This is a genomic window from Acinetobacter sp., from assembly GCF_049284435.1.
In the GTDB taxonomy this organism is placed as follows: domain Bacteria; phylum Pseudomonadota; class Gammaproteobacteria; order Pseudomonadales; family Moraxellaceae; genus Acinetobacter.
The window spans coordinates 1-5,485 of the sequence record NZ_JBAPXX010000060.1; the positions used below are offsets into that span (position 1 = coordinate 1).

General features: G+C 44.1%; 8 protein-coding genes and 1 pseudogene. 4 read left to right on the top strand and 5 right to left on the bottom strand.

Annotated elements, in window-relative coordinates:
• Positions 1-26 precede the first annotated feature (26 nt).
• The 4 genes and pseudogenes from WAK81_RS05140 to WAK81_RS05155 all read left to right on the top strand — a co-directional run bounded on the left by WAK81_RS05140 (position 27) and on the right by WAK81_RS05155 (position 2,351).
• A complete protein-coding gene (locus WAK81_RS05140; RefSeq protein WP_004280859.1) occupies positions 27-224 on the top strand; it encodes a hypothetical protein in 198 nt (65 codons plus the stop codon).
• A 303-nt stretch (positions 225-527) separates the two neighbouring features.
• Positions 528-608, top strand: a pseudogene (locus WAK81_RS05145) (DUF4142 domain-containing protein); the annotation flags it as partial.
• A gap of 220 nt (positions 609-828) precedes the next feature.
• Positions 829-1,650: a 4-hydroxy-tetrahydrodipicolinate reductase gene (gene dapB / locus WAK81_RS05150; RefSeq protein WP_422195959.1), complete on the top strand. Its 822-nt coding sequence runs from the start codon at positions 829-831 to the stop codon at positions 1,648-1,650.
• 56 nt (positions 1,651-1,706) lie between these two features.
• Positions 1,707-2,351: an START domain-containing protein gene (locus WAK81_RS05155; protein WP_422195960.1), complete on the top strand. Its 645-nt coding sequence runs from the start codon at positions 1,707-1,709 to the stop codon at positions 2,349-2,351.
• 50 nt (positions 2,352-2,401) lie between these two features.
• Here the strand turns inward: WAK81_RS05155 and ahr are convergent, their stop codons facing one another.
• From ahr to WAK81_RS05180, 5 genes are all read right to left on the bottom strand, one after another.
• Positions 2,402-3,430 carry an NADPH-dependent aldehyde reductase Ahr gene (ahr, locus tag WAK81_RS05160; RefSeq protein ID WP_422195961.1) on the bottom strand — a complete coding sequence of 343 codons (1,029 nt, stop codon included), beginning with the start codon at positions 3,428-3,430 and terminating at the stop codon, positions 2,402-2,404.
• Positions 3,420-4,016, bottom strand: a complete 597-nt coding sequence (locus tag WAK81_RS05165) for a DNA-3-methyladenine glycosylase I (protein WP_422195962.1) — start codon at positions 4,014-4,016, stop codon at positions 3,420-3,422. The genes ahr and WAK81_RS05165 overlap by 11 nt, the downstream gene beginning before the upstream one ends.
• 24 nt (positions 4,017-4,040) lie before the next feature.
• Positions 4,041-4,286, bottom strand: a complete 246-nt coding sequence (locus WAK81_RS05170) for a hypothetical protein (protein ID WP_422195963.1) — start codon at positions 4,284-4,286, stop codon at positions 4,041-4,043.
• A gap of 15 nt (positions 4,287-4,301) precedes the next feature.
• Positions 4,302-4,844, bottom strand: a complete 543-nt coding sequence (locus tag WAK81_RS05175) for a M23 family metallopeptidase (protein WP_422195964.1) — start codon at positions 4,842-4,844, stop codon at positions 4,302-4,304.
• 69 nt (positions 4,845-4,913) lie between these two features.
• Positions 4,914-5,485: NUDIX domain-containing protein (locus WAK81_RS05180; protein WP_422195965.1), on the bottom strand; the 572-nt coding region annotated here is incomplete at its 5' end.

A 5,485-nucleotide genomic window follows, 5' to 3' on the forward strand; every position in this document is an offset into this window, starting at 1 on the left:
CTTTAACTATTATTAAAGGTATAGATATGCTTAAACAAAGTATCAGTGTGAAGGATCAGTTTGGGGCTCAACACGCTATTCAAGCAACAGTCGATCATCATTTTTCTAAAACACAATCTCATTCCAATATAAAACATATCACTGTAGATGGTGAAGATATTCGTCCCAGTTTTGAAATGTGCTTTCAAAGTACATTAAGTGGAAAAATTTTCAAAATTGTATAGACCAGGCAAATTTTGCTTTAGGTATTATTATTTTTAATAAGTTCCCTAAGAGCTAGATAATTAATTTGCTCAATCTAAGGACTGATTTTTGTATAAGGCAAAATTGAGTCCTTTTAATCTCAATAAGACTTAAAACCCTATCCACTAATCAATTCAAAAGTAGATATTCATAATTAAAATTTAGTAAAAATTCTTGCATAAGAATCCTATTAATCTAACTGAGATTTAAATCATCAAGATTTTGAGCTTAGTTAATAATGGCGAGACTAAACAGGAAAAACTGTATTGGCAAGTCGTCTGTAGTTAACTTCACAAATCAGTAATCTCAGTAAATCATTTCAAAATAATAGTGATAAAATTATGAATAAGCTTATTCAAGCTATATGAGCAATTGCTAAAAACTATATGACGAGTCAAGTTGATCTACATCGTATAGCTTTGATGGAAGTGATTGCCTAACTTCTTAGGCTTGATTAAAACTCTTATCAATATCAGTGATTTCACTCTTTGAGTATTTTCATTGATTTTTATGCAATGCATCTTAGTGTTATTCCGCAGTTTTGCTATAGTAAGAGCAATTTTGGATCAACATCAGGACTATGTTATGTCAGCTACACCACGCATTGGGATCTTAGGTGCAGGCGGTCGTATGGGGCGTATCCTTATTCAGGCTGTGCATGAAGCAGGTTATCAATTGGCGGCTGCGGTAGAACGCCCTGAAAGTACACTATTAGGTGCAGATGCTGGCGAACTTGCCGGAATTGGCGCAACAGGTGTTAAGGTCGTGGGTAGCCTTACCGATGTAGTCAAAGACTGTGATGTCGTAATTGATTTTACTGCGCCAGCAGCGACCGTCAATCATCTGAAAATCTGTCGTGAAGCAGGTGTCGCCATCGTGATTGGTACCACAGGTATGAATGACGAGCAAAAAACCTATCTCGATCAATCTGCGACAGAAACTCCTGTAGTTTATGCAGCGAATTATTCAGTGGGTGTGAACGTTTCGATCAAACTGCTTGAACTGGCATCTAAAGTATTTGGCGATACGGTTGATATCGAAGTGATTGAAGCACATCACCGTCACAAAGTAGATGCGCCATCGGGTACAGCTTTGATGTGGGGTGAGGCGATTGCGGAAACTTTGGGTCGTGACTTAAAAGAAGATGCCGTGTATTGCCGTGAAGGTCATACCGGTCCGCGTGAGCGTAAGAGTATTGGCTTCCAGACCATTCGCGGTGGCGATATTGTCGGTGAACATACTGCAATGTTTATTGCCGACGGGGAACGTGTGGAAATTACTCATAAAGCCACCAATCGTATGAACTTTGCTTCTGGTGCAGTACGTGCTGCTGCCTGGGTGGTGGGCCGTGAAGCCGGTAAATATGATATGAAAGACGTGCTTGGTTTTAACGATATTCAGGTTTAAAACCGAGTTAAAATCATTTATAAAAAAGTATAAAACTAAAATAAGACGAATAAAAAATGCAAAAAATGATTTTTCTGCTCTGTGCAGTGGCGCTTAGTGCCATTGCGCAGGCCAAGCCTGTCGGAACGCCTAAACTCAGTATTCATAAAAATAATATCAAGGTCTGGACCTACCAGAATGAACAAAACCCGGTCTTTCTCTATAAAGCTGAAACCACCTACACTGCGCCCATTGAAAATGCCGTGTCCCTCATTTTGAATGTCGAGCATGCCGTGAAGTGGGTTCCCTATATGGGAAGCATCAAGATTCTGTCCCGCGATGATAAAAAGGGTGACTTTACCCTGTATATGGTGCTGGATTTTCCATTTCCCTTAAAAGACCGTGACCTGATTGTACAGGGCAAGATGATCAAGGAAGCGAATGGCCAGATCAACATCAAGAATAAAGCCATCCAAAGTGGTTATCCTTTAAGCCCGGATTATGTGCGTTTAACCAATTATCAGGGCGACTGGACTTTTCAGAAACTGGCTAATAATAAGGTCAAGGTCTCTACCTATGGTTATGCCAATCCGGAAGGTTCCATTCCTTTGACCTTCGTAAATATGTTTGTACAACAACAACCTTATCAGATGCTACAGAAGATGAAGACCGAACTGGCCAAGCCTTCAAATATTGCGGTCTTGCCTGAAGCCCTGCAATAAAAAAGACCCAATCGCTGGGTCTTTCTAACAGATGAAAAAACAGACTGAATTTAAGCTGTAAAATCCGCTTTAAGTACAATCCGGTAACGGGCTTTGCCAGAATGCAAATGTTCAATGGCCTGATTCAGTTGTGACATCGGGAAGACTTCAATTTGTGGCGCAATGTTTTTACGCGCAGCAAATTGAAGTAACTGACGTAATGCCGCCGGCGAACCTGTCGGTGAACCAGTGACTGACTTGGCTCCGCCAATCAGCATGCCCGCCGGAATCTGCATCGGCTCAAGTGGTAAACCAAGCATATGCACAGTGCCATTTGGCGCCAAAGTTGCCAGATAAGCCTGCCAGTTCAAGTTGACATTGACGGTACTCAGCAATAAATCAAACTTGCCACGCTGGGCCTTTAATGCAGAGATATCACGACTGTTCACCACATGGTCAGCACCCATGGCTTTCAGCTCATCGGTTTTATCCAGATTCGAGGTGAAGGCGGTAATTTCGCAGCCCCAAGCCTTGAGTAATTTAATTGCGATATGGCCCAAACCGCCAATCCCGATCACGCCGACATGATGAATGGCTTGAATCTGGTGTTTGAGAATCGGATCAAATACGGTAATCCCGCCACAGAGCAGAGGACCTGCACTTTCAGGATCCAGATCTTCGGGTAGGGGAATAACCCATTGCCAGCCGGCACGCACTTTGTCGGCAAAACCACCGGCATGTCCGACAATGGTAGCCACCTGACCGCCAGTACACAGCACCTGCTGGCCCGAAATACAAGGATCGCAATATTGGCAGCTTTCCGCTGTCCAGCCGATACCAACACGTTGCCCAACTTTCAGGCCTTTGGCTTCTGCACCCAGATGGGTAATAGTACCGATAATTTCGTGCCCTGCTACGACCGGATACACTGATGAGCCCCAGTCATTATTGATCACTGAAATATCAGAATGACAGAGGCCACAGTATTCTACTTTAACTTCGACCTGATGCGACTGCAGTTCTCCGGCATCAAATTGATAAGGTTCGAGTTCCGCACCTGCGGACATAGCAGCATAAGCTTGAATAATATTATTCGACATGATTTTGACTCTTATTTAAATGGGAGGATATTGTTTTAAAGTCACAATGATTTTCATGGTCATCGACCATACCAACGGCCTGCATAAAGGCATAGCAAATGGTGGGTCCGACAAATTTAAAACCGGCCTGTTTAAGTGCTTTAGACATCTTCTGGCTCTCAATAGTTTGAGCGGATGCTTGCCGATAATCCACAACATCATTATTTAGTCGCGGTTGCTGGGCAAAAGACCAGAGCCATTCCACCAAATTGATCCCTTGCTGTTGCAGTTTCAGCCAAGCTTGGGCATTATCCCGAATGGCATTGAGTTTGCCGCGATGCCGTATCAGGCTAGCATCTTCAAGCTTTATTTGGAGTTGTTGATCTGTAAGTGAAGCGATAGATTCAATCGAATATTGAAAAAAATGTTTACGATAAGCTTCACGTTTTCTGAGAACGGTAATCCAGGCCAGACCGGCCTGCTGTCCTTCCAGACACAACATTTCAAACAGGCGATTTTCATCCAGTAGCGTCTGTCCCCATTCCTGGTCATGATAGGCGATATACAGCGGATCATTGGAACACCAGCCACAGCGTTGCACAGTCATGTGATGCTCCTTGTTTTTATGGTTTTATAATTTAAATACAGTCCATTGATCCTGCTGATTGTCCCAGTACGATAGTTTAGCCTGATCCAGATCGCTAAATTGAATCCACATGTCTTTACCTGCCTTGTCGGCATAACCAGTACTGATCAGAAGCGCATCCTCGGTAATTTCCATCACCCAGCCCTGGTAAGTTTGACCGTTCAATTCAATTTTTTGTTGATTGCCTGATTCAGCAAATTCCACCAGACGATTGATCAACGCTTCTGACATGTAAATATCCTAAAATTAACGTAAATAGGGATAAGGGTTGACCACATCGCGGCCCTTGCCCTGTAAATAGATTCCATAATGCAGATGAGGAGCAGTATGCCGGGCATTACCGCTATTGCCGACATAACCGATCAGCTGGCCTTTTTTGACATAGTCGCCCACTTTTAAGCCATGCTTATGGCCATCCAGATGCGCATAATAATGCCAGGAGCCGCCCGGACCCAGAATCCAGACTACTTTACCACCCAAATTGTTGTTACGTAAATCTGCAATCAGGCCTTCAGTCGCGCTAAAAACTTTGGTTCCACGTGGAGCCATGATATCAATACCTTCATGCAGGCGTCCGCGACTGCGCGAAGCACCCCAGGTATCTGTTAATTCACGTGCCTGTACGCGTGCCACCGGGATTGGTAGAGAGGACGGCACTCGCATACTTTTCAGTTTTTGCACGAGGATAGGATTGAGCTGTACAGCAGGGGATTTTTTCGGTGTACTGCTACAGGCAGCCAGCAGCACAGCAATCAAAGCAATCCACGTCAAAGCAAGGTATTGGCGCACTTTATTCATCCTTAAATATTGGCAATGCTCATTCTGAGTTGATCGATATTTTGCTTTATTCAGACTATGTCACAGATTGACGCTAGTGATCAATTTTTTCATGGCAGTCGGAATGCCGGCATCGGTTGCTGTTTGCGGACTCATCCAGCAGCCTTGCAGTTCAATCGCCAGATGTTCCTGCTGATCCTGATCTACTGCAAAAACAATCGCTTCAAGGTGCCAGGTAAAATGGGTAAAACTGTGGCTAATCTGGGTTTTTTTGACGATATTTTTCAGGCCCAGCTGCTGGCATTGCTGTTCAAATTCATATGCATTTTCAATAATCGGCAGACACCAGAGACCACCCCACAGGCCGCTATTAGGACGTTGCTGCCAGAGCCATTCTGCACCGGACTGGATCAGCAAGACCTGAGCAGAGCGCACCGGCACTGGTTTTTTGGCCTTTTTAAAAGGCAATTCATTTTCCAGTCCTTGCTGATGTGCCTTGCAATGCTGCTGCATTGGACAATACAGACATAAAGGCTTTTTCGGCGTACAAACGGTCGCGCCCAGATCCATAATCGCCTGGGTATAGTCATGATTGCGTTCGATAGGACAGAGCTGTTCCGCCAGTTGCCAGAGGGCACGCTCATGCACCGGTT

Coding starts and splice junctions, on each gene's coding strand:
- WAK81_RS05140 (WP_004280859.1), top strand. CDS start 27: ATGCTTAAACAAAGTATCAGTGTGAAGGATCAGTTTGGGGCTCAACAC.
- dapB (WP_422195959.1), top strand. CDS start 829: ATGTCAGCTACACCACGCATTGGGATCTTAGGTGCAGGCGGTCGTATG.
- WAK81_RS05155 (WP_422195960.1), top strand. CDS start 1,707: ATGCAAAAAATGATTTTTCTGCTCTGTGCAGTGGCGCTTAGTGCCATT.
- ahr (WP_422195961.1), bottom strand. CDS start 3,430: ATGTCGAATAATATTATTCAAGCTTATGCTGCTATGTCCGCAGGTGCG.
- WAK81_RS05165 (WP_422195962.1), bottom strand. CDS start 4,016: ATGACTGTGCAACGCTGTGGCTGGTGTTCCAATGATCCGCTGTATATC.
- WAK81_RS05170 (WP_422195963.1), bottom strand. CDS start 4,286: ATGTCAGAAGCGTTGATCAATCGTCTGGTGGAATTTGCTGAATCAGGC.